Source organism: Neiella holothuriorum (genome assembly GCF_019457915.1).
In the GTDB taxonomy this organism is placed as follows: domain Bacteria; phylum Pseudomonadota; class Gammaproteobacteria; order Enterobacterales; family Neiellaceae; genus Neiella; species Neiella holothuriorum.
The window spans coordinates 22,870-44,649 of the sequence record NZ_JAHZSS010000004.1; the positions used below are offsets into that span (position 1 = coordinate 22,870).

The window sequence follows — 21,780 nt, forward strand, 5'->3', positions numbered from 1 at the left end:
TACTAGCCTCTTTATTTGGCTTCTTCATCGAGCCAACAAACGATTCAACGAGCTTTCATCATGACACGATACCTTTTGCTAGTGCTGCTGTGCTGTTGGTCATGGAGCTATCAAGCCCATGGCGCTAACGACAGCAACTTCACCATGCCCAAATTACCAGCCAATGTTCGGTATTTTCATGATGTGCCAATTGGCCAAGTCGGCAACGTGCAGCTTTATATTGATATTGCCGTGCCAGCACAAGCATTAGCCACGCCAGCACCAGCGATTGTGGCCATTCACGGCGGCGGTTGGCGCAAAGGCCATAAAAATAAGTTTGCTTCCAAAATAGTGAACTTCGCTAAACGCGGTTATGTGGCCGCCAGCTTGATGTATCGACTGGCGCCAGACCACCCTTTTCCCGCCGCCGTTGAAGATGTAAAAGTCGGCGTTCGATTTTTGAAGGCGCACGCCGAGCAATATGGCGTTAACCCAAATCAAATCATTGCACTTGGCAGTTCAGCCGGAGGTCATTTAGCGGCCATGCTTGGCGCAACGGGTAATGACGATAGTTTCAGCACTCACGGCTTGTGGGATGATGTTGACTCATCGGTGATGTTAGCTGTGACCTTCTCTGGCCCCAATGCCGAGTTTGATAGTCAATTTGCCGATCAGTGGAGCTCTATTACCAAATTTCTTGGCGGCAAAGCGAGCTCTCGCCCAGACATCGCGAAAGCTGCAATGCCCATCTCCTATCTCGATGCCAACGATCCACCATTCTTTGTCGTGCATGGAAATGCCGACAACATCGTTCCGGTCTCGATGGGGCGAACCTTTGTTGAGGGGTTAAAGTCAGCAGGAGTTGAACATCGTTATATCGAAATAGAAGGCGGCACACACAAGCTGAAACAAAGCGCACCACAAGCGCAAAAACAGGCGTATCAGCAAGCTTGGCAAATGATTGAAGAGGTGATCGCCGCGCAGGAAGAGTAATGGCGCATTGGCTTTGATAACAGCGGCGATTAAATGGGTTGAACGTAATGCTGCGGCGCAAACTTTTTTATCAACAAAAGTCATTTGCCGCAGAAGGCGAACCAGTTGCAATTCAGGTTGTTAAAGCAGCAAAAAGCTACGCCTTTAACAACCTAAGTTTTATAGGCGCGATTACTTTCTGCGCCACGTCGTTCCGTTGGCACCATCTTCTAGCTCGACGTTGAGCGCATTAAGCGCGTCACGAGCTTCATCAGCAGCAGCCCAGTCTTTATTAGCTCGAGCTTCGGCACGTTTGGTGATGAGTGCTTCAATTTGCGCCACTTCGTCATCATCGCCGCCACCTTGTAAGAAGGCTTCTGGATCTTGTTGCAAAATACCCAGCACGGCACCAAGTTGCTTGAGAGTTCCCGCTAAGGCTTCTGCCTCAGCGCTGCCCTGCTCTTTCGCTCGGTTCAATTCACGCACCAAATCGAACAACACAGCCATGGCTTCTGGCACATTCAAGTCATCGTCCATCGCCGCACAGAAGCGAGTTTTCCAATCACTAAGGCTAAGATCAACCTCAGCAACTGAAACACTTCGCAATGCGGTATACATGCGCTCAAGGCTTTGGTAGGCCTGATTGAGGTTATCTTCGCTGTAATTCAATTGAGTACGGTACTGCGAGCCAATCAAGAAGAAGCGAATCACTTCACCTGGGTATTCTTTTAGGACGTCGCGAATCGTGAAGAAGTTGTTCAATGACTTGGACATTTTCTCCGAGTTAATTTGCACCATACCGCCGTGCATCCAAAGCTTGGCGTAGTCTTTACCGGTAGCACAGCACGACTGAGCGATTTCGTTTTCGTGGTGCGGGAAAGTAAGATCGGAGCCGCCGCCATGAATATCAAATTCCTCACCTAAGTGCGCCATGGTCATTGCAGAACATTCAATGTGCCAACCCGGGCGACCTTTACCCCAGGGCGAATCCCAGCTTGGTTCATCTGGTTTAGCGCTCTTCCACAGAACAAAGTCCAGTGGATCATCTTTGCTGGCATCAACATCAACGCGGGAGCCAGCCTGCAGCATGTCGAGATCTTGCTGGCTTAACGCGCCATATTTATCAAAGGTCGACACATCAAACAGCACATCGCCGTTGGCTACGGGATACGCATGGCCGCGTTCAATTAATCGCTCGATCAGCTCAATGATTTCTACCATGGAGGTACTGACACGCGGCTCGATATTCGGGCGACCAATACCGAGAGCGTCAAAATCTTCGTGCATGGCAGCAATAAAGCGCTCAGTTACTTGCTGAAAGCTTTCACCATTTTCATTGGCACGACGGATAATTTTGTCATCCACATCGGTAATATTGCGAACATAGTTCACTTCATAACCGGAAAAGCGCAGGTAGCGCGCGAGGATATCAAACACCACATAAGTGCGGCCGTGGCCGATATGACAGAAATCGTAAGTGGTTACTCCACACACATACATGCCGACCTTATTCGGATGAATGGATTGAAACGCTGATTTTTTGCGCGACAGAGTATTGTGAAGTTGAAGCACTTGGATTCCTTGAGTTTTGTTTGCAAATGACGCGGCATTGTATCATCGCCAATGCCCCAAACAAGCACTACACCAATTACCAGAAGACTTTTGTGGCTATAGAGAGCTTTTCCAATGGCCAGCATTTAGGTACTATTCTGCTCCCTGATTTTGACGAGAGTATGTTTCATGGTTGTTCTTCATACCACTTTTGGTGATATCAAACTCAATCTGTTTGAAGATAAAGCACCGAAGACCGTTGCCAATTTTCTGTCGTATGTAAAAGACGGCTTTTACGACAACACCATTTTCCACCGCGTCATCGATAACTTTATGGTTCAAGGTGGCGGTTTTGCTCCAGGTATGGAAGAAAAACAAAGCGGCGACTCGATTGAAAACGAAGCGAATAATGGCGTTAGCAACAAGGTTGGCACCATTGCCATGGCCCGTACCATGGAGCCACACTCGGCGTCAGCACAGTTCTTCATCAACGTTGCAGACAACGGCTTTTTGGATTTCAAAAGCGAAACCACACAAGGCTGGGGCTACTGTGCATTTGGCGAAGTAGTTGAAGGTATGGATGTGGTAAACAAAATCAAAGCCGTGAAAACCGGTAGCTTTGGTTTCCATCAAGACGTGCCAAACGAAGAAGTGCTGATCACCAGCGCAACAATCGAGGAATAATCTCGATGTCCGGCATTACTTATCTATTGTCGGACATGCATGTCACCGATGAGCGCCCCGATATCACCGAGGCGCTGCTCAAATTTCTCGCTGGCCCAGCCATGAACGCCGATGCGGTTTACCTGCTCGGCGATGTGTTTGACTACTGGGTTGGCGACGATTTTCGCACCGATACGATTGATGCTGTTAAGGCTGCTCTAGCTCAATTGTCGCAGCATGGTGTTGCCACCTATTTGATTTCTGGCAACCGTGATTTTCTGATTGGCCGTCGCTTTTGCAAACAAACAGGCATTAAACTCCTGCCCGAGCACAGCGTGATTGATCTGTATGGCGAATCAACCTTGATCATGCACGGTGATACCTTATGCACGCTGGACGTGGACTACCAAAAGTTTCGTCGTAAAAGCCGAAGTTGGTGGTGGCCACTGATCATGTTGCGACTGCCATTGCGTTTAAGAACTCGCATCGCCGAAAACTATCGCAGTAAAAGTAAAAATGCTAAGTCAATGAAAACCATGAAGATCATGGATGTGACCCCGCAGGAAGTTGAAAACCAAATGCTTCAACATCAGGTCAAACTCTTGATTCATGGCCATACTCACCGCCAAGCCATTCATTCCCTACTGATCGACCAACAGCCAGCCCGTCGAATCGTTTTAGGCGATTGGTATCAACAAGGCTCGGTGCTAGCTTGCACCCCTGACGGTCAACAACAATTTATTTCGTTACCCTTCTCATCAAAAGCCGTCTAACCTAATCCCTTAGCAAGTCAAACATCCCTATTATTTATGAGGATGTGGCACACAAGTTGAATTGTTCCTCTGCAAGACATCACCGTCATTGGAGGCAGTCATCAACCCAACACCGCAACAACAGTGTTTCCTTGATACAAACGGCCTGACAGCAGATTACTTGGCGCACGCACAAAAATGGTTCATGCCAATTATTGGTGAAATCAGCGCGCACCAAAAGAATGCAAACAGACCGCTAATCGTTGGCATCAATGGCAGTCAGGGATCAGGAAAGTCGACTTTGGCCGATTATCTCAAGTTGACGCTCTCTGAATCGTTTGGCTTTAGTGTTGCCGCCATGTCGATGGACGATTTTTATCTCACCAAAGCCAAGCGCCAGCAACTTGCCACCAGCGTCCATCCCTTACTCGCAACTCGCGGCGTGCCCGGCACTCACGACTACCACCACATGGAACAAGTGTTAACGGCGTTACGCGCTGGCCAAAACACCGCCATACCACGCTTTAACAAAGCGATTGACGATCCGTTCGAAGCCAGCCAATGGACGCAGGTGACTGAACCTGTCGACATCATCATTATGGAAGGTTGGTGCTGGGGCACTCCTGCTCAATCAAGCGACGCGCTCGCGGATTCAATAAACACATTGGAAAGCGAACAAGACAGCCAAGGGGTTTGGCGACGCTATGTCAATGAACAAGTCGCTAACCACTACCAGCCGCTCTATCAACAAACAGACATGATGCTGATGCTCAAAGCTCCGTCATTTGCTTGCGTGAAGCAATGGCGCTTAGAACAAGAACAAAAACTAGCAGCGCGATTATCAGCGGATGATGATCGCTCCGGATTGATGAACGAACAACAAATAGAAACCTTCATCAGCTATTTTCAACGGCTAACCGAACATGGGTTTAATACGCTTCTCGAACGCAGCCATGCAGTTTGGCAGCTTGAATCGAACCGTGCCATATCAGCCATGAGTCGCCCAAAGGAATTTTCTTAATGATTCGCCACCCACTTGTTTTCACTGACTTAGACGGCACTTTGTTGGATCACTTTACGTATTCGTTTGAGGCCGCTCAACCGGTGCTCGATTATCTTGACGAAAAGCAGGTCCCAGTCATCGCAAACACAAGTAAAACCAGCGCCGAGCTTATTCACATTCGCAAGGAAATTAATAACACCTGCCCATTTATTGTTGAAAACGGCGCTGCGGTTTATTTACCTAAAAAGCGTTTTGTTGATTGCCCGGAAGGCTGTGTCGATGATGGCGCTCTGTGGCGATACGAAATGAGTCGCCCGCGCCATCATTGGTTAGAGTTATTACAGCAACTCAAACCTAGATTTCATTCATTGTTTACTAGTTTTTCATGCTTAACCAATGAGCAACTCGTCAAGCTTACAGGGCTCACATCAGAGCAAGCCGAACGTGCCGCTCAACGTGAATTTGGTGAGCCCGTTCTTTGGCACGGCAACCGAGAAGATAAACACATATTCATTCAAGCGGTGAATGAGCTTGGCGGTAATGTATTGCAAGGTGGACGCTTCTTACACATTGGCGATAAGGTCAATAAAGGCGCGGCCATGCAATGGTTAAAGCAACTTTATAGCAAGCTATACCCAGAATCAGAATTTCAATCTATTGCCCTTGGCGATAGCCAAAACGATGTGGACATGCTGGAACAAGCCGATCACGCAGTGGTTATTGCATCGCCCACTCACACAGCCCCGGAATTAGTCCGTCAAAGCAACCTAATTCATTCCAAAGCATACGGTCCGGAAGGCTGGACAGAAGCACTTATTCAATTGCTGGAAATTCCAGCTCAGGCCCTTTTAAAGCGAGAAAAATAATATGGCAGATTTTTATCAAAATGGTGTGATTTCAACACTACATAACATTGCCGAACGTCCACTCGAAGATATCGAGGCGGAGCTTTTTGAATTTAATAAAACCCGGCCCATGGCACTGATCCTGCCGTCTTTATACTCAGAACTTCAGGGGCCAGCGCTCAAAAACATCATCAACAAATTAAAAGACGTCAATTACCTGAGCGAAATTGTGATTGGCTTAGACCGCGCCAATAAAGATGAATACAAGCATGCATTAGAGTTCTTTGGCGAGTTGCCGCAACATCACCGTGTGTTGTGGAACGAAGGGCCTCGCTTACAAGCATTAGACAAAGAACTTGCTGAGCTTGGTTTAGCTCCGAAAGAGCTTGGGAAAGGCCGCAACGTTTGGTATTGCATGGGCTATATCTTGGCGTCCAATAAATCTGAATCCGTTGCCTTGCACGACTGTGACATTCTTACCTACGAGCGCGATCTGTTAGCCCGTTTAATCTATCCAGTTGCCAATCCGCAATTCAACTATGAGTTCTGTAAAGGGTTTTATGCTCGCGTCGCGGACGGAAAAATCAATGGCCGCGTTTCTCGTCTATTAGTCACGCCACTTTTATTGGCATTGAAACGTATTTGTGGCCACAGTGAATACCTCGAATACATGGATAGTTTCCGCTACCCGTTAGCCGGTGAGTTCTCGTTCCGCCGCGACGTGCTCAACGACATTCGTATTCCAAGTGACTGGGGATTAGAAATTGGTGTTCTGTCTGAAATGCACCGCAACTACTCCAACAATCGCTTATGTCAGGTCGATATCGCTCGGGTTTACGATCATAAACACCAAGATCTATCGTTTGATAATAAAGAAGCGGGCTTGAGCAAGATGTCGATTGATATCACCAAAGCGCTGTTCCGCAAATTGGCCACGCAAGGTGAAACCTTCAGCACGGAAGTATTCCGCTCCTTGAAGGCAACCTACTACCGTATCGCGTTAGATTTCATCGAAGCGTACCGGAACGATGCCATTATTAATGGCTTGACGCTGGATATTCACAACGAAGAAAAAGCCGTTGAAATGTTTGCCCAAAATATCATGACAGCAGGCCAACAATTTTTAGAATACCCGATGGAAACGCCATTTATTCCAAGTTGGAATCGCGTTGTAAGTGCCATGCCAGATGTCTTCGAACGTCTATATAAAGCCGTTGAAGAAGACCGCAACGAGTTTTTAAGTTAAGGAGCAGGAATGACCGCAGCAACTGAGCATTTGCAGCAACGAGTACTACATCACCTTAATACCATTTATCGTGATATAGAGCTCAATCAAAGTACTGTCATTTTGATGCAGCGGGTGCTCGATACCATGCGCCTCGCACGCGTAGCGCAAGCACCTGAGCCCTTTTATAACCATTGGGATCAGTCCGACATGGTGCTGATCACCTATGGTGACAGCATCATAGGAAAAGACGAGCAACCGCTAAAGTATTTGCATAAGTTCCTCGACGAGCACTGCAAAGACTCCATCAACAGCGTTCATATTCTGCCATTTTTCCCGTATAGCTCTGATGATGGTTTTGCCGTTATTGATTACTCCAGTGTCAACGACGCCTTAGGCGACTGGCAGGACATTGAAGCGATTTCTTCAGACTACCGACTGATGACCGATTTGGTCATCAATCACTGCTCGAGTCGTAGCCCTTGGTTCCAAAATTTCATCAAGGGTTCCGGGGTCGGCAGCGATTACTTTATGACAGCCGAGCTTGACGATGATCTATCGCAGGTCGTTCGCCCTCGTATTTCACCATTACTGCGTGAAACTGAAACCGGTGATGGCGTAAAGCAAGTGTGGTGTACCTTCAGCCATGACCAGGTTGATTTAGATTTTCGTAATCCGGAAGTGCTGTTGGCGTTTATTTCGATTATTCGCCAATACTTAGATAGTGGAGTGAAGTTATTTCGTCTCGATGCTGTGGCGTTTTTGTGGAAAATCGTGGGTACCAGCAGCATTAACTTACCGCAAACCCACGAGTGCATTCGCTTACTGCGCTGTTTGATTGAACATGCGGTACCCGATGCGGTGGTGATCACCGAAACGAACATTCCTAATCAGCAAAACCTCAGCTATTTCGGCAACGCCAATGAAGCCCATTGGATTTATAACTTTTCATTACCGCCTTTGTTGGTGAACACCCTTGTTACCGGTAATTGCCGTTATCTCAAACAGTGGCTGATGAGTATGCCGCCGGCGCAAAATGGCACCGCTTATTTTAATTTCATCGCTTCACATGATGGCATTGGCTTACGCCCTGCTGAAGGCCTACTCAATGAAGATGAAATTAACCAGTTAGTGAATACCATGGCATCGTTTGGCGGTTGCGTCAGTTGGCGTGCTGCCGAACACGGCCAGCGTAAACCGTACGAGATTAATATTGCGCTGTACGATGCGCTGCAAGGCACCATCAACGGCCCGGATCGTTGGGGCGAGCAACGCTTCTTGTGTGCTCATACCATTATGTTTGCCCTTGAAGGTGTGCCAGGGCTTTATATTCATAGCTTGCTGGCAACGGGCAACGACTATGAGAAGCTCAAGCATACTCAGCACAACCGCTCCATCAATCGTCACCGCTGGGATGAACAGCTTCTCGCAGACGCACTAGCCGATGAACGCACACAACACAGCAAGATCATTAAACAAATGCGTCGACTCATTGATCTTCGTATCAAGCAGCCCGCATTCCACCCCAACGCAACGCAGTTCACACTGCAGTTGGGAGGGCAGTTATTTGGGCTTTGGCGCCAAAGCCTCGACCGCCGGCAGAGTGTCTTTTCAGTAAGTAACGTGTCGGATGAACCTCAGACACTCAACCTTGGCGATATTAATTTGATTGAAGGCACCGATTGGTTCGATCTTATCGCGCAGAAACCAGTGTTACCGTCCAGACTAGAGATGGAGCTAGCGCCCTATCAAACCGTGTGGATCACTAATATTTTCTAATTCTAGATTTCCCCAAATAATTTAGATGTGTTTTTGCCCGGCTATACGCCGGGCTTTTTTATATCCAAGGATGGATGGTATGCCGCGGGTGCATGGATGCATAAGAGCGGCGATGTTCTGAGTGCGCTATGTCGCGGGGCAAATATGAGCATAAGGGCTAATGGCATCGATGAGTGTTTTACGGCAAGCGCAGTCATGTGAAATAGTGAAGCGCAATTCGCTAACCACAACGAGTGCCACTATCTCTGATGAGATAACTAGTTTACCGTCAAACGCCCCAAAAAAGAGCAGTCAATGGATGGGGTCAAATGTGATTCAGCTCACCAAAAAAGTGCACAAATAGCCACCATCTCCCAACTAGGAGCACACATTTTAGTGCGTTGGAAATGCAACAATAGAAAACAGACGGCTACCAACCCACGACAACAACAACTGTATCTTCATGTTTTAATTTAATTTTTTATTTTTATTTGAAGTCTATTTAATTTCTGGCACATCCTTCGCAACCATCACAGCAAACCTGCAGCAGCAACTTATCCCCACGAGTCGCTGCTGCACCAAAATCTGAATTAGAGCAAAGGCGCTCTCACTCACTGTCAAAAAAGCAGTGCTGTGAGAGCGCCTTTTTTAATGTTCAGAACAACATAAAAACGGATGGAGAATGCAGGTGTCCTTAATTAAACGCACATGGAATAGCCTTACTAAGGCCTCTAAAAAGCGCGCAGCTTTAGCATCAGTAGCTGCCTTATCAATTGCAACCATGTTTGTTCCGCAAGCCACAGCTGAAGAGCTCGGCTATCCGGAAAAAGAAGAGCTGAAGTTTGGATTCATCAAACTGACCGACATGGCACCAATTGCCATTGCCTACGAAAAAGGTTATTTCGAAGATGAAGGCCTTTACGTCACCATTGAAGCACAAGCCAACTGGAAGGTACTTCTTAACGGCGTTATCGATGGCAGCTTAGACGGCGCTCACATGCTTGCGGGCCAACCATTAGCCGCAACCATGGGCTTTGGTACAAAGGCACATATCATTACGCCATTCTCCATGGATTTGAACGGTAACGGCATCACGGTTTCCAACGAAATCTGGAAACAAATGAAGCCAAACATTCCTAAAATGGCCGACGGTCGTCCGGTTCATCCAATCAAAGCTGATTACCTTAAACCTGTTGTTGAAAAATACGCGTCTGAAGGCAAGCCGTTCAACATGGGTATGGTATTCCCTGTTTCGACTCACAACTATGAGCTTCGCTACTGGTTAGCAGCAGGCGGCATTCACCCTGGCTACTATGCGCCTCACAAAGGTGACGTATCAGGCCAAATCGACGCTGAAGCCTTACTTTCTGTAACGCCGCCACCACAAATGCCTGCCACCTTGGAAGCTGGCACCATTTACGGCTACTGCGTGGGCGAACCTTGGAACCAGCAAGCCGTATTTAAAGGTATTGGTGTTCCTGTTATTACCGATTACGAGATCTGGAAAGACAACCCAGAAAAAGTATTTGGTATCACAGCTGAATTTGCTGAGAAATATCCAAACACCACTATTCGCCTGACTCGCGCTCTGATCCGTGCGGCTATCTGGTTGGATGAAAACAACAACGCCAACCGTCCAGAAGCAGTGAAGATTTTGTCTCAGTCTAACTATGTTGGTGCTGACTACGACGTAATCGCTAACTCAATGACTGGTACGTTTGAGTACGAAAAAGGTGATAAGCGTGACGTGCCGGACTTCAACGTGTTCTTCCGTTACAACGCAACCTACCCGTACTACTCAGATGCAATCTGGTACCTGACTCAAATGCGTCGCTGGGGTCAGATCGCTGACGACAAGTCTGACGATTGGTACTTCGACATGGCGAAGAAAGTCTACCGCCCAGACATCTATGCACAGGCAGCTAAATCTCTGATTAAAGAGAAGTTGGTTGACCCTGCAGGATTCCCAGACTTTGCAACTGAAACCGGCTTCAAACCAGAGCAAAAAGAGTTTATCGACGGCGTATCGTACGACGGCACCAAGCCAAACGCCTACATCGACAGCTTCAAAATCGGTTTGAAAACTGGCGACAAAATTTAATTCACAAATAGCCTAGCGCCCGGAGCAAAAACACGCAGTACCGGGCGCTTGATATAGGTGATAGAGGTTTTAGACATGACAACGACAACAACTAAGGTAGCCAAAATGAATGCACTTCAATTGAACAATGCTCAATTCAAGTCCATTTTGCAAAAGGCCACCAATTTGGTCGCCCTACCATTAATTGGCATCGTAGTGTTCCTGCTACTTTGGTCAATGGCAGCCGATCGCATTGATACTTCTTTAGGTAAGTTCCCCGGTCCTTCTAGCGTCGTCACACAAGCTTCTACGCTGTATGACGAACATGTTGCAGAGCGTGAAAAAGCGACTGCTTTTTACGAGCGACAAGAAAAACGCAACGCCGAACGTGTTGCCAAAGATCCAAATTATCAACCTAAAATCCGTAAATATACCGGTAAAGAAACCTTCTTCGATCAGATTATCACCAGCTTGATCACCGTTATGTCTGGTTTCTTATTAGCCGCTCTAATTGCTGTGCCACTCGGTATCGCCATCGGCTTGAATAAAAGCCTGAACACTGCCGTTAACCCGATTGTGCAATTGTTTAAGCCTGTTTCCCCGTTGGCTTGGCTTCCGCTAGTTACTATGGTGGTGAGTGCTGTTTACGTCAGCCCCGAGCCCGTAGTACCTAAGTCATTCTTGAACTCAATGATTACCGTGACCTTGTGCTGCATTTGGCCCATGGTAATTAACACCTCCGTCGGTGTTGCTTCCATCGACAAAGATTTAGTTAACGTGAGCCGTGTACTTCGTCTGCCTGCTCTCAAGCACGTTCAGAAAATCGTGTTACCCGCCTCCGTGCCAGCCATTTTTACCGGCATGCGTTTATCGCTAGGTGTTGCTTGGATGGTTTTGATTGCCGCTGAAATGCTGGCGCAAAACCCAGGCCTAGGTAAGTTCGTATGGGATGAGTTCCAGAACGGCAGCTCTGACTCCTTATCTCGTATCATGACCGCAGTTATCGTTATCGGCTTCATTGGCTTCCTTCTAGACCGCGTGATGTTGCAACTGCAACGCGTTGTGTCTTGGGATAAAGCTGGTGCCCACTAAGGCTGTTATTTAAAAGGAAAAGAACATGAGCGTTATTTTAGATATCAGTAAAATCGACATGGTATTCCCTACCCCAAAGGGACCATTTACCGCCCTAAAAGAAGTCGATCTGCAAATTTCAAAAGGTGAATTCGTTTCGCTGATTGGCCACTCAGGCTGTGGTAAGTCAACCGTATTGAACGTGGTTGCGGGGCTTTATCAAGCATCTACTGGTGGCGTCATCCTAAATGGTCGTGAGGTTTCAGAACCCGGCCCAGAGCGCGCCGTGGTGTTCCAAAACCATTCATTGCTACCTTGGTTAACGGCTTACCAAAACGTTGAACTTGCCGTGAAGCAAGTCTTTGGCCGCAGCAAGTCAAAAGCAGAAGTCCGCGATTGGGTTGAGCACAACCTCAAGTTAGTGCACATGGATCACGCCATGAACAAACGTCCGGATGAGATTTCTGGCGGCATGAAGCAGCGCGTTGGTATTGCCCGAGCACTCGCAATGCAACCTGAAGTGCTATTGATGGATGAACCTTTCGGTGCACTCGATGCGTTAACCCGCGCCCACATGCAAGACTCACTGATGGAAATTCAAGCTGAGCTGAACAACACCGTCATCATGATCACTCACGATGTTGATGAAGCCGTACTGCTTTCGGATCGTATCGTCATGATGACCAACGGCCCAGCCGCCACCATTGGTGAAATTCTCGATGTTAACCTGGAACGCCCGCGCGAACGCCTAGCGCTGGCCGAAGACCCTGAATATAACCACCTTCGCTCCGAAGTTCTGAAATTCCTCTATGAAAAGCAACGCAAAGTAGAGCCGATTTCAGCATCAAAGAGTGCAAAAGAATCTACGAAAAAGACCACTGAAGTGGCGTAAGTATCAAAACATTCAATTAATAGCGATAAATTCAAAAGGAACTAACAGATGAACAAACTTGCACTGTCTGTATCACTAGCGCTTGCTGCGGTTGCACAACCAACGTTGGCTGAAGATTTTGGTAGCGCGTTGAGTGGCGGTAAAGTCTCAACGGACATGAACCTGCGCTACGAAAATGTTTCTGATGACTCAGATGCCAAAGATGCCGATGCGCTTACCCTGCGTACTCGTCTCACTTATTCAACAGGCGCTTACAAAGGTTTCTCTGCCACCATTGGCATGGAAGACGTGCGCGTGGTTGCCGGTTTAGAAGATTACAATGCAGCGGGATTAAACGGTAAGCCAGAGTATTCTGTTATTGCAGATCCAGAAACCACAGAGCTTGATCAAGGCTATATCTCATACGCCTACAAAACTGTTGGCGTTAAAGTGGGTCGCCAAGTTCTCGCTTGGGACGGTCAACGTTTTGTTGGTCACGTTGGCTGGCGTCAGGATCGACAAACGTTTGATGCAATCAGCGTAGACTACAAACCACTTGAAGAATTGACGCTCAAATACGCCTACATCGACCAACGTAATCGTATTTTCGCAGAAGATCGCGACATCAACTCTGAAGATCACTTGTTCAACGCTTCTTACAAAACGTCGATTGGTACTGTGACCGGTTATGGCTACTTGCTAGAAGAAGACAACGATACTGAAAACCAATACGACACCTACGGCATTAGCTTTAAAGGTGCCAAGCAGCTAGAAAGTGTGAAAGTACTTTATGCTGCAGAATACGCTAGCCAAACCTTTGAAAACGCTGCCGGCGCTGACTTTGATACCGACTACTACTTGGTCGAAGGTGGCGTTGTGATCAACGGCATCACATTGAAAGCCGGTTACGAAGTGCTGGGGTCAGACGATGGCATGAAGGGCTTCCAAACACCTCTGGCAACGTTGCACAAGTTCCAAGGTTGGGCGGATAAGTTCCTGAGCACGCCAGATGTTGGTATTGAAGATATTTACGTATCTGCTAGCGGTAAACTGTTCGGTGGTAAGTGGGTTGTTGCCTATCACGACTTCACTGCTAACGAATCAACTGACACCATGGATGACTTGGGTTCAGAGCTTGACTTGTTGTACGCCTACAAATTCAACAAAGTGTTCAGCGGTGGTGTGAAGTTCGCAGCTTACTCAGCGGATGATCATAGCGTTGATACCGATAAAGTTTGGGTTTGGACAAGCGCTAAATTCTAAAACCAACGATTATTTGTTCGCTTAAACAAAGGGAGCTTCGGCTCCCTTTTTAAATATCCAGAAAGAAAGTTCGCTATTCACTAAGGCAACTTTTATAGTGGTTGTTCATCGTAGCGAATCGAGGTCGATTTTGACTTGTTGCGGGTATTCACCCAACCAATAAGTGAAATCATGTCAGACGTCCGAATTTGCTACCAAACCATCTGTGTTGGCCAACACGACATTCACATCCGCAGCTTACGTGACAATCAACAGTTTGCCGATCCGCTCGGTGAAGCTGAATCATTTGGTATTTCATCAGCCCAATGGCCATTGTTCGGTGTGCTCTGGACCTCTAGCGAAGTGCTTGCTCATCAAATGGTCGACTTTGAAATCGAAGGCAAACGAATCTTAGAAGTGGGCTGTGGTTTAGCCTTGTCTAGTTTGCTGCTCAAGGCGCGACAAGCTGACGTTACGGCAACCGATATTCACCCCGAGGCAGAGCGATTTTTGGTTGAGAATATCAGGCTCAATGGCACTTCAAACATTCCGTTTCTACGAACCGGCTGGGCGGATACCAGTGACGGTTTAGGCCAATTCGATGTCATTATTGGCTCAGATTTACTGTACGAAATTGAACAGGCCGAACTGTTATCACAATTTATTCAACGCCATGCCAAGCCCAATAGCGAAGTCATAATGATTGACCCTGGCCGTAAGATTCATCCTAAATTTAGTAAAAAAATGGGGTTGCTTGGTTATCAATTGCAAAAATACAAGCCGCCGCAAACCGACTACGAAACGGGCACATTTAGTGGCCAAATTCTGCGTTATAGGCGCGAGGCTTAATTAAATTGATTAGGCTGGCACACCACTATGGAATCGAAATTCATCATCAAGCGACGCAATTAGTTCGCCTTCAAGCTGAGTAAAAAAGTCGACCCGAGGCTGAATGGATTCATCGCCTGCGACTTGTTGCGCGAGCGTCAAGTAATCTTCAAAGTGGCGAGCTTCAGAACGCAATAGCGATGTGTAAAAGCGCCCCAAATCATCATCGATATAAGGCACTAGAGCCGCAAAGCGCTCACAAGATCGAGCTTCAATGATGGCGCCACAAATCAACTTGTCGATCAACGCTTGAGGTTCATACGTTCGTACTCGACGCATCATGCCTTTAGCATAGCGCCCTGCCCCGAGCGACTCATAAGCAATGCCGCGCTGTTCAAGTATCTCTAACACTTGCTGAAAATGATGCAGCTCTTCTTTAATCAGCAGCACCATTTTATCGACCAAATCGTGGCCGAAACTAACATCCTCTCGCACCATTAGCTTTTTGTTGAGGCCCGATTGCGTGATGCTAGCGGCATCAAATGGCACCTTTCGATAGACGAAATCTTCATATGGCTTTAACCATGCTAATAGCGCGTCACTACTTTGAGATGACACCGCATAACGTCGGATCAGCAACATCGCTGTTTGGGCTGCTTTAAGCTCGCAATTACAGTGATCAATTAATAAGGCAGGCAATTGTTCTGGTTGGGACGCTTTGGTCAGCCATGCTTCAGGCGTGCGCCCTTGCAAGAATTCAACAATGGGCTGGATTAAGTCAGTCTGCATGGAAATAGTCCTCGATGGCAATCGCGGCGAATTATACGGGCAAGCAATGCCGGTACCAAGCGCTAAGATCACCGGTTCACCGTTAACAAAATGTGAACAAACTCACTCGAATCAATATATTTTACAATTCAGTTAGCATGAAATTGATCATTTCGCTGTTTTTTTTTGCATTTGTATTTAAAGTGTCTCGCAAGGTCGGCATTGCGCCGCCGCCAGCTCAATGGAACGAGCGACTTAAAGTAGTTGTTTTTTGTAGTAGAGTAGTTTTATGGGTGGCTCCACAATCCGGTCTGTCGCAGTGTTTACGCAAGTTGCTCATGGTTATTACCAAGGCGAGTTGTGTCGTGAACTGCTGACTTTAGCGCGCGAGTTGAACATTCGAATTCACCTCATTGTGACCGGCCAAGATAGCGACTACGCCGACACGCTTAGTCTTAATCATATCGACGCCGCCATTGTCGTCGGCAATGCCATATCAAGCCATTTACTCGACGAAATTCAACGCCGCGAACTGCCAGTAGTTCGCATCGGTTGCTACAACGCCCATCACCATATTGATGCCGTAGAAACCGATAACGAAGACGGCATCACCCAAGCATTCACCTCTTTACATGAACAAGGGCATCGCCAATTTAGCTACGTCGGCAATTTAAACATGACGGAGATGGGTGAGCGAGCTGAGGCATTTGCCCAATGTCAGCACGCATATGGCTTGTCCAGTCAGGATATGACCACCATTTCTGTTTCCAGTGATTCTTTTCACGGTGGCGAGCAAGCAGTACTCGAATTGGCCAAACTGCCACAAATGCCAACCGCCGTGTTGTGTGGCAACGATTTAATTGCTATTGGCCTGATTGGCCAACTGCAAAAGCGAGGCTGGCGCGTGCCGCAAGATATTGCGGTGGTTGGCTTTGATGGATCGGCGGTAGCCAACAGCCACCGACCTTCGATTAGTTCGGTACACCAAGACTATTTTTCAATGGCGGAAGCAGCGTTCGAGCTACTCATTGCTCGCAGTCAAACCCCCACTAAAGCCACTAGCCTAATTAAAATCCCGACTAAATTTGTGGCCGCTCAAAGCTCTGACTTAGCAGAAACATTCCAAGCTCCAGCGGTTGAATTAGTTGATCCCATGCTGGCAATTCGTTCTCGCCAAGCTTACTTCAGCACGCATGAAAACATGCGAACAAGTCTGGCAGAATTTATCAGCCTAAATCACCAGTTTGGTGAGTTTATGCGCTTTGCCTGCTTAGCCGCTTGGCAGGGCGAAAGCAGTACCGCAAGTTATTTGAATATCACCGAAATGTATGGTGATTTTGCTGAATTAGATCTGCACCAACACAAAGGCTCGCTGAACGTCAGACCCGACTTCTATCCGCCAGAGCAGCTAACCGAAAAATACTGCAACCCGGCCAGTCAAGTACTCACAATGCCCATTCGACTGCGGGGCGAATTATGGGGCGCATTAACGTTTGCCGCCCGCTTTACACCGGCGAGTCGAATTGAACAGTATCATCAATTTGTTGAGCTGGTAGCTCAGTTAGCACAGCGCATCGAGCGAGATTTGTTGGAGCAGCTGGCCGCTAAGCACTCTAAACAAACCGATCGCCTGCAGCGCCGCTTGCAGTCCGTTGCACAGCAAGCCTCCGGAGGTTTGTGGGAATGGAACCTGTTATCTGGCGAAGTGAACTGGAATGATCGCGCATTAGAGCTATTAGGCTTTGCCCCCGATGAACGCCGCAATCGAACGCGCTCCACCGACTTTTACCAATACATGGCCGAAGCGGATGTCGATGTGGTTAAGCAGCGCGTTGACGCCCACATTCAACATGGTATGCCCTTTTCGGTTAGCTTCCGGATGCTGTGCCAAGATGGCTCTGTACGATGGTTTTCAGCCACCGGAGAAGCCATCGTTGATCGTAATGGCCAAGCCAAGAGAATGCTCGGTAGCCTCAAAGATGTGACTGACAAGCGGCGCAACGATCAGCGTTTTCAAATGGCGGCGAGTTACGACGCCCTTACGGGGTTGCCAAACCGTTCAATGATCAGCGACCAAATTTCGCAACAACTAAAAGCCGCGCCAGAACAACCGCTGGCAGTGCTGCAAATCGGTCTCGACCGGTTCAAACACCTGAATGACCGATTTGGTCACGAAGTGGGTGATCGCCTACTTCAACACATCGCCAGCGTCCTTAAGAAAAGTCTGCGTGACGGCGACTTCTTCGCCCGCTTCAGCGGTGATGAGTTTATATGTTTGTGTTTGGTTGATAATCAACGTCAAGCAGTGATGATGGCCAATCGTCTGTTAAGCCATATTGAACAGCCGCTTCAAAAAACCTTGGGCGTTGATTATTTTGTAACGGCCAGTGCTGGTATTGCGCTTTATCCCGATCACGCCGATGCATCAACGAATCTATTGCGCAATGCCGATATGGCGATGCAGCAAGCCAAAAAATCAGGTAAAAACCAATCGGTACTTTTCAAACAGTCATTGCAGTTAGAACACAATGTTCGCGCCCGTATTGATCACGAGCTGCGCAAGGCCATTATTAAAAACGAACTCTCGTTGGTTTATCAGCCCCAAATATCGAGCGTGTACGGTGAGCTGGTTGGCGTTGAAGCTCTATTGCGTTGGCATTCTAGCGAGTTAGGCGAGGTTTCACCGGCCGAGTTTATTCCCATGGCAGAAGAAAACGGCCAAATCATCGAGCTCGGTTTATGGGTACTAAAAACGGCCTGTCAAACGCTACGTAAATGGCAATTAACGGCGTCGCGCCCGCTCACCATGTCGGTGAATGTCAGCGCGGGTCAGTTGACCGATCCCAACTTTCTCAAAAACATGACGGACGTCATTCACGCAAGTGGCGTCGATCCTCGGGGCTTGGTGGTGGAAATCACAGAATCAACTGCGATTTCGGAAATGGACAATGTTCGTAGCTTGCTTGAACAACTTACTGAGCAAGGCATTCGTATTGCGCTGGATGATTTTGGCACCGGCTTCTCCTCCATTTCGCTGCTCCGCCAATTGCCGTTTAACATCATTAAGATTGATCGTAGTTTCCTAAAAAGCTTGTCGCGCGGATCACAAGACTGGTACATCGTCAAAGCGATTCAGGACTTAGCTTCCGCACTCGGCCATGAAGTGGTTGCTGAAGGCGTTGAAACCAATCAGCAATTGACCTTAACGCGGGAGCTTCAATGTGACGTTGTTCAAGGTTACGTGTTTAGCCGCCCTATCCCTCTAAAAGAGCTGGAAGCCCGATATCTACTGACTCCCGAGACAAAAATCCGCCGGATCAGCTAATTTCCCCAGCTTGACTAACGCCCCTCCCTCGTCAACAGTGATTTTTAAGCAGTTTAATTTTTGAACTGTTGCTGGTGAGAACGCCGTATAAATGGCGACACAGAGAGAGAAGGAAAACACTATGATCTTAAACCATCTTTGGGGCCTTTATGCGCACCCTCGAGAAGAATGGCATACCATTGATCGTGAACACGAGAGTGCTTCTTATAGCATCATGCATATTATGTTAGTGGCCCTCATCCCCCCCATTTGTGCTTATGCGTCATCCGTACATATCGGCTGGAGAATTGGTGTTGGTGATCCAATATTTTTATCATCCAATTCAGCGTTTATGATGGCGGTTGCCATGTATGGCGCTTTACTTGCCGGCGTTGCTGCTCTGGCCTATTTATCGAAATGGATGGCAGAAACGTTCGGTTCAGCGCCAACCTATACCCAATGTTTAGAGCTTGCATCGTATACGGCAACCCCTTTACTGATGGTCGGTTTTGCGGCGTTATACCCAGCGGTTTGGTTTGTCATGTTAGTTGGTTTGGCTGGCATCGCCTACTCAGTCTACCTGCTGTACTCCGGTATCCCAATCCTCATGCACATCCCAGAAGAACGCGGCTTTATTTACGCCAGCTCAGTAGTTACCTGTGGCTTGGTGTTGCTTGTGTCGACATTGGCTGCAACGGTGATCTTATGGAATTTAGGACTAGGCCCTGAATTCGTCCATTAAACAGTCATAACGCAAAAACAAAAAAGGCAGCTTACGCTGCCTTTTTGTTGCCTGAAACACTCCCAGCCAGTTTTATGGATGGCCTTCGTTATGCATTTCTAGGTTTGATGCCAACTCAGCAGCTTTGTCCGCTTGCGCATCATCGTTACGCATGTTGTTGAGGTGATCGAGGTAGTCACGGTCAATATCATTGGTCACGTAGCAACCATCAAACACCGAGGTCTCGAAGCCCTTAAGTTCAGGGTTGCCTTCACTAACCGCACTTTCCAAATCGGACAAGTCTTGGAAAATCAGGCCGTCGGCTTCAATTTCCTTACAGATCCCATCAACAGTACGCTGGTGAGCAATCAACTCTTCAGCCGATGGCATATCAATGCCATAAACGTTCGGATAACGAATTTCTGGAGCAGCAGACGCGAAGTAAACCTTATTAGCGCCGCTATCTCGAGCCATCTCAATAATTTGCTGAGAGGTAGTGCCGCGCACGATCGAGTCATCCACCAATAAAACGTTTTTGCCTTTAAACTCCGCACCAATGGCATTGAGCTTTTGGCGAACAGATTTTTTGCGCGTTTTCTGGCCAGGCATAATAAACGTACGGCCAATATAGCGGTTCTTCACATAGCCTTGGCGGTATGGAATTTTAAGCTCGGCGGCAATTTCCAACGCAATATCGCAGGATGTTTCCGGAATCGGAATAATCACATCGATTTTCTTGTCAGCCCATTCGCGGTGGATTTTCTGGCCCAGCTTACGGCCCATACGAACGCGAGCTTGGTAAACCGAAACTTTATCGATGAATGAGTCAGGGCGAGCAAAATAAACGAATTCAAAAATACACGGATTGTGCGCAATTTTTTCAACGCATTGCTGGCTGAACAATTGCCCATCATCGGTAATGTAAATCGCTTCGCCTGGTTCAATATCGCGCTCTAAATTGAATCCGCAGACATCCAGCGCAACACTTTCAGAGGCCACCATGTAATCAGTTTTGCCATTTTCATCAACGCGAGTTCCAAGAACGAGCGGACGAATACCATGGGGATCACGAAATGCCATGAGGCCGTGGCCGATGATCAACGATACTGCCGCATAGCCGCCGCGAACTTGTTTCACCGTGGCCTTGATGGCTGCGAAAATATCTTCTGGCGTTAAGCTCCACTGACGTGAAACACACATTTCGTGTGCCAAAACGTTCAACAGAACTTCCGAATCAGAGGTGGTGTTAATATGGCGACGTGCTGTTTGATACAGCATGTCTTTTAGCTCATCGGCGTTGGTCAAATTACCGTTATGAGCAAGTGCAACACCAAACGGAGAGTTAGCATAAAAAGGCTGAGCCTCTGCCGAGCTTGAGCTACCTGCGGTAGGGTAACGCACGTGGCCAATGCCAACGGTGCCTTGTAAACGGTGCATGTGGAGCGTGCTAAACACGTCCCGCACTAAACCATTTGCTTTACGCAAACGGAATCGTTGTTGCTCATCAATGGTCATGATGCCGGCCGCGTCTTGGCCTCGATGCTGTAATACAGTCAGCGCATCATAAATGGTCTGGTTCACTGGCGAATTCGCCACAATGCCCACAATACCGCACATAATAAGGGTCACCTCAGCTGGAGGTCGTCGCTACCTTAAGTAAATCCGACGACTGCTCGATATAATCAAAAAACCAACGAACAACTATTTTAAATTCAGGGATCAACAAGGAATCTTGCCACCACTGACTTTGCGCAGCTCCGGTAAAGGCGTCCATGAAAAACAGCAATGCGCAAACGATCAAAACACCTCGTAATCCGCCAAACACTAGCCCTAATACTCGATCTGTGCCAGATAATCCGGTTTTATCAACCAATCCGGCAATCACAGTATTAACGAGTGCCCCTAAAATCAGGGTAACGACAAACAACGCGGCAATGGCTGCAGCATCCCGCAACAGCGCATCATCAATACCAGTAATAAATACTGCTAAATCTTGGTAGAACTGGCTTGCAATGAAAAAGGCTACAACCCAAGTGACTAACGAAATGGCTTCCCGAGTAAAGCCGCGGATCAAGCTCACCAGAGCTGAAACCGCAATTACTACGAGGATGGTGTAATCAATCCAGACCATGCTAGTACTCACCGAC

General features: G+C 47.7%; 18 protein-coding genes. 14 read left to right on the forward strand and 4 right to left on the reverse strand.

All coding sequences use genetic code 11. The annotated features are described in order from the left end of the window. Nucleotides 1-60: 60 nt before the first annotated feature. Nucleotides 61-972 carry an alpha/beta hydrolase gene (locus tag K0504_RS05000; RefSeq protein WP_220103076.1) on the forward strand — a complete coding sequence of 304 codons (912 nt, stop codon included), beginning with the start codon at nt 61-63 and terminating at the stop codon, nt 970-972. Between the two features lie 171 nt (nt 973-1,143). On the opposite strand, the gene cysS is transcribed toward K0504_RS05000, so the two are convergent. Continuing rightward, nucleotides 1,144-2,523, reverse strand: a complete 1,380-nt coding sequence (gene cysS / locus K0504_RS05005; protein WP_220103077.1) for a cysteine--tRNA ligase — start codon at nt 2,521-2,523, stop codon at nt 1,144-1,146. A 168-nt stretch (nt 2,524-2,691) separates the two neighbouring features. Here cysS and K0504_RS05010 point away from each other — a divergent pair, with 168 nt between their 5' ends. From K0504_RS05010 to K0504_RS05060, 11 genes are all read left to right on the forward strand, one after another. Beyond that, nucleotides 2,692-3,186, forward strand: a complete 495-nt coding sequence (locus tag K0504_RS05010) for a peptidylprolyl isomerase (RefSeq protein ID WP_220103078.1) — start codon at nt 2,692-2,694, stop codon at nt 3,184-3,186. A 5-nt stretch (nt 3,187-3,191) separates the two neighbouring features. Beyond that, a complete protein-coding gene (gene lpxH, locus K0504_RS05015; protein ID WP_220103079.1) occupies nt 3,192-3,938 on the forward strand; it encodes a UDP-2,3-diacylglucosamine diphosphatase in 747 nt (248 codons plus the stop codon). An 88-nt stretch (nt 3,939-4,026) separates the two neighbouring features. Further along, on the forward strand, nt 4,027-4,938 hold the full coding sequence (locus K0504_RS05020) for a kinase (protein WP_225917980.1): 912 nt from the start codon (nt 4,027-4,029) through the stop codon (nt 4,936-4,938). Then, nucleotides 4,938-5,786 carry an HAD-IIB family hydrolase gene (locus K0504_RS05025; RefSeq protein WP_220103080.1) on the forward strand — a complete coding sequence of 283 codons (849 nt, stop codon included), beginning with the start codon at nt 4,938-4,940 and terminating at the stop codon, nt 5,784-5,786. Before K0504_RS05020 ends, K0504_RS05025 begins: the two co-directional genes overlap by 1 nt. A gap of 1 nt (nt 5,787) precedes the next feature. Beyond that, complete coding sequence (locus K0504_RS05030) at nt 5,788-7,011, forward strand: glycosyltransferase family protein (RefSeq protein WP_220103081.1); 1,224 nt, start codon at nt 5,788-5,790, stop codon at nt 7,009-7,011. Nucleotides 7,012-7,020: 9 nt separating this feature from the next. Further along, a complete protein-coding gene (locus K0504_RS05035; protein ID WP_220103082.1) occupies nt 7,021-8,769 on the forward strand; it encodes a sugar phosphorylase in 1,749 nt (582 codons plus the stop codon). Between the two features lie 751 nt (nt 8,770-9,520). Beyond that, complete coding sequence (locus K0504_RS05040; RefSeq protein ID WP_404822991.1) at nt 9,521-10,849, forward strand: CmpA/NrtA family ABC transporter substrate-binding protein; 1,329 nt, start codon at nt 9,521-9,523, stop codon at nt 10,847-10,849. 105 nt (nt 10,850-10,954) lie between these two features. Next, entirely contained in the window at nt 10,955-11,920 is a 966-nt protein-coding gene (locus K0504_RS05045) for an ABC transporter permease (protein ID WP_220103084.1), read from the forward strand. 25 nt (nt 11,921-11,945) lie between these two features. Beyond that, complete coding sequence (locus K0504_RS05050; protein ID WP_220103085.1) at nt 11,946-12,791, forward strand: ABC transporter ATP-binding protein; 846 nt, start codon at nt 11,946-11,948, stop codon at nt 12,789-12,791. Between the two features lie 48 nt (nt 12,792-12,839). Then, nucleotides 12,840-14,033: an alginate export family protein gene (locus tag K0504_RS05055; RefSeq protein WP_220103086.1), complete on the forward strand. Its 1,194-nt coding sequence runs from the start codon at nt 12,840-12,842 to the stop codon at nt 14,031-14,033. Nucleotides 14,034-14,204: 171 nt separating this feature from the next. Beyond that, nucleotides 14,205-14,861, forward strand: coding sequence for a class I SAM-dependent methyltransferase (locus K0504_RS05060; RefSeq protein ID WP_220103087.1), 657 nt, complete (start codon nt 14,205-14,207; stop codon nt 14,859-14,861). A 9-nt stretch (nt 14,862-14,870) separates the two neighbouring features. Here the strand turns inward: K0504_RS05060 and miaE are convergent, their stop codons facing one another. After that, nucleotides 14,871-15,629 carry a tRNA isopentenyl-2-thiomethyl-A-37 hydroxylase MiaE gene (gene miaE / locus K0504_RS05065; protein ID WP_220103088.1) on the reverse strand — a complete coding sequence of 253 codons (759 nt, stop codon included), beginning with the start codon at nt 15,627-15,629 and terminating at the stop codon, nt 14,871-14,873. Between the two features lie 268 nt (nt 15,630-15,897). Between miaE and K0504_RS05070 the strand changes: the two genes are divergently transcribed. Together K0504_RS05070 and K0504_RS05075 are read left to right on the forward strand one after the other, a co-directional pair. Then, on the forward strand, nt 15,898-18,933 hold the full coding sequence (locus K0504_RS05070; protein WP_220103089.1) for an EAL domain-containing protein: 3,036 nt from the start codon (nt 15,898-15,900) through the stop codon (nt 18,931-18,933). A 121-nt stretch (nt 18,934-19,054) separates the two neighbouring features. Then, entirely contained in the window at nt 19,055-19,654 is a 600-nt protein-coding gene (locus tag K0504_RS05075; protein ID WP_220103090.1) for a Yip1 family protein, read from the forward strand. A 72-nt stretch (nt 19,655-19,726) separates the two neighbouring features. On the opposite strand, the gene purF is transcribed toward K0504_RS05075, so the two are convergent. Beyond that, a complete protein-coding gene (purF, locus tag K0504_RS05080; RefSeq protein WP_220103091.1) occupies nt 19,727-21,250 on the reverse strand; it encodes an amidophosphoribosyltransferase in 1,524 nt (507 codons plus the stop codon). A 13-nt stretch (nt 21,251-21,263) separates the two neighbouring features. Further along, a complete protein-coding gene (locus K0504_RS05085; protein ID WP_220103092.1) occupies nt 21,264-21,764 on the reverse strand; it encodes a CvpA family protein in 501 nt (166 codons plus the stop codon). Nucleotides 21,765-21,780 lie beyond the last annotated feature (16 nt).

Bases quoted from the DNA above. Each gene is read 5' to 3' on its own strand.
- purF (WP_220103091.1), bottom strand. From the start codon at position 21,250: ATGTGCGGTATTGTGGGCATTGTGGCGAATTCGCCAGTGAACCAGACC.
- K0504_RS05010 (WP_220103078.1), top strand. From the start codon at position 2,692: ATGGTTGTTCTTCATACCACTTTTGGTGATATCAAACTCAATCTGTTT.
- K0504_RS05055 (WP_220103086.1), top strand. From the start codon at position 12,840: ATGAACAAACTTGCACTGTCTGTATCACTAGCGCTTGCTGCGGTTGCA.
- K0504_RS05050 (WP_220103085.1), top strand. From the start codon at position 11,946: ATGAGCGTTATTTTAGATATCAGTAAAATCGACATGGTATTCCCTACC.
- K0504_RS05035 (WP_220103082.1), top strand. From the start codon at position 7,021: ATGACCGCAGCAACTGAGCATTTGCAGCAACGAGTACTACATCACCTT.
- K0504_RS05025 (WP_220103080.1), top strand. From the start codon at position 4,938: ATGATTCGCCACCCACTTGTTTTCACTGACTTAGACGGCACTTTGTTG.
- K0504_RS05030 (WP_220103081.1), top strand. From the start codon at position 5,788: ATGGCAGATTTTTATCAAAATGGTGTGATTTCAACACTACATAACATT.
- miaE (WP_220103088.1), bottom strand. From the start codon at position 15,629: ATGCAGACTGACTTAATCCAGCCCATTGTTGAATTCTTGCAAGGGCGC.
- K0504_RS05085 (WP_220103092.1), bottom strand. From the start codon at position 21,764: ATGGTCTGGATTGATTACACCATCCTCGTAGTAATTGCGGTTTCAGCT.
- K0504_RS05070 (WP_220103089.1), top strand. From the start codon at position 15,898: ATGGGTGGCTCCACAATCCGGTCTGTCGCAGTGTTTACGCAAGTTGCT.
- K0504_RS05075 (WP_220103090.1), top strand. From the start codon at position 19,055: ATGATCTTAAACCATCTTTGGGGCCTTTATGCGCACCCTCGAGAAGAA.
- K0504_RS05060 (WP_220103087.1), top strand. From the start codon at position 14,205: ATGTCAGACGTCCGAATTTGCTACCAAACCATCTGTGTTGGCCAACAC.
- K0504_RS05000 (WP_220103076.1), top strand. From the start codon at position 61: ATGACACGATACCTTTTGCTAGTGCTGCTGTGCTGTTGGTCATGGAGC.
- K0504_RS05045 (WP_220103084.1), top strand. From the start codon at position 10,955: ATGAATGCACTTCAATTGAACAATGCTCAATTCAAGTCCATTTTGCAA.
- lpxH (WP_220103079.1), top strand. From the start codon at position 3,192: ATGTCCGGCATTACTTATCTATTGTCGGACATGCATGTCACCGATGAG.